The organism is Komagataeibacter swingsii (assembly GCF_003207895.1).
In the GTDB taxonomy this organism is placed as follows: Bacteria; Pseudomonadota; Alphaproteobacteria; order Acetobacterales; family Acetobacteraceae; genus Komagataeibacter; species Komagataeibacter swingsii.
On the sequence record NZ_NKUB01000072.1, the window covers coordinates 1 to 1,924 of the forward strand.

Here is a 1,924-nt window from a genome sequence, read left to right on the forward strand (position 1 = left end):
CGCCTCCATGAACTCCTGCCCTGGCACTGGAAAGCCCACCAGCAGGTCCACAATACCATCGCCGCCTGAATACGCCCGCGTCTCTCGCCGGATGATTACATCTTCTGCGTCATTATGCACAGACACAGCCTTCGCCCACGTCCAGACCTGCACAACTGCCAGCGTGGAAGCTGCGCAAGGCGCTTGACCATATGGAGGCCCATCTCGCCGAACCGTTCGATCTCGATTTTCTGGCCGGGTTGTGCGGGATGAGCCGGTTTCATTTCAGCCGGTCATTTCACAACACCATGGGGCAAAGCCCATCACGCTGGTTTATCGGGCAGCGTGTGGAACATGCGAAGGACCTTCTATCGCAGACCAACAGGTCCATCATCGAGATCGCCCTGACCAGTGGCTACGAGAGTGCGAGCCATTTTGCACAAATGTTTCGCAGGGAAACCGGCATCAGTCCACGCGACTTCAGGAAGCTATGACATCATCGGAATGGATATGACCGTCAAATGGGGATACGGCGAAAGAAGATGCCGCGCGCCAGACAAGCGGGGTAAATGACTACACCCTGATGGCCAAATCGCTGCTCCCGCCATCAACCAAAATTGTCGTCACGCCTCAGCGCGAGCAGGTTTGCAAGGGCGGGATCTGTCGCATTGGTCTTCAGCAAGCCCCTCCTCCTTTTCGCCTATTTCCCGTGTATTTCTTGCGACACATCGCGCTGCCCTTTTCCCGACGATCTGCGGGACAGAAAACGCGCCAAAGCTGGCCCGGTGACCAGAACACAGAAAAACCGGGCGACCTGCATGGCAATGACGAAAGGCATGTCCACTTTTGTGGTCGAGGCGATAATGGAGACGGAATCAGCTCCACCAGGGCTGGTTGCAAGATAAGCCGTCAGCAGATCCACATGCGCCAGCCGGGCCAGCACCAATGCAAAGCCGCCACACACTGCAATCAGCGCGAGGATGGAACCCAGCACACGTGGAAAGACACGTCCGGCATAAGCCAGCACATCTGGCGTAAACCGCATGCCGATGCCCCACCCGACCAGGGCATAGGCCGCGACCAGCAGAAGATGCGGCTGTTCGATCGGCAGATGGGCGCCAAGCCTCGCGGCCATCCCGATCCCCATGGGCACAAGCAGTCCCCCGGCCGGCACGCGCAGACGGGTGCCCAAGGCGCTGCCTGCCAGCGCGATCACAAGCGCAAGTAAAGCACCCTGCCATGAGAGGGTCTGTGCCACGACCAGCGGGGCGGACGGCGTTCCGGTCACGCGCGCAATAACAGCCGCAATGACGGCGCAGCACGCCACGCGCAGATATTGCATGAAGGCGACGAGCCGCATATCCGCCCCGTATGATTCCGCCATCAGGGTCATGACCGTGGCCGCACCGGGTGACGAACCCCAGATCGCGGTATTGCCGGGTAGCAGGCGCGAACGTGTCAGCAGCCAGCCGAGAAGGGCAGCCGCAGACAGGGTAGAAAACGTACCGGCAACAAATACCGGCCAGCTGGCTGCCATTTCGTGAAAGATCGAGGCTGAAAGATAGCTGGCGATCATGACCCCAACTACGCCCTGTGCGCCGAGAAAGGCCCAACGGGAAATACGGACCGCGCCGCCCCGTGTGGCCAGTACGACCGCCGCCCCCAGTGGCCCCAGCAGCGGCGCAGCCGGCAGGCGTAAGGCGGCCAGAAGCATACCGAAAACCAGCGAAAGCAGTGCCAGTACACCCCATCGTCCGGCCAGCAGCCATGCGGACGGCCCCACCCTCACCGCTTAACCGCCAAACACGATTGTATCGGAAGGCAGCACGCGTGCGATCCGCGGAAGGAGAGAGTGTCCGATCTTCTGTGTATAATTGATCTGGTCCATACTTCACCGAAAGGAAGTATGAATGACCATCTCGATGGAAATCCTCGACGAATTGCT

The 1,924-nt window shown here is 59.9% G+C and carries 1 protein-coding gene and 1 pseudogene; one reads left to right on the forward strand and one right to left on the reverse strand.

All coding sequences use genetic code 11. The annotated features are described in order from the left end of the window. Positions 1 to 95: 95 nt before the first annotated feature. Positions 96 to 473, forward strand: a pseudogene (locus CFR76_RS17320) (helix-turn-helix domain-containing protein); the annotation flags it as partial. 206 nt (positions 474 to 679) lie between these two features. Here CFR76_RS17320 and CFR76_RS17325 read toward each other — a convergent pair. Beyond that, positions 680 to 1,762 (reverse strand): AbrB family transcriptional regulator, encoded by a 1,083-nt coding sequence (locus CFR76_RS17325; protein WP_025440219.1) that lies wholly within the window; start codon positions 1,760 to 1,762, stop codon positions 680 to 682. Between the last annotated feature and the right edge of the window lie 162 nt (positions 1,763 to 1,924).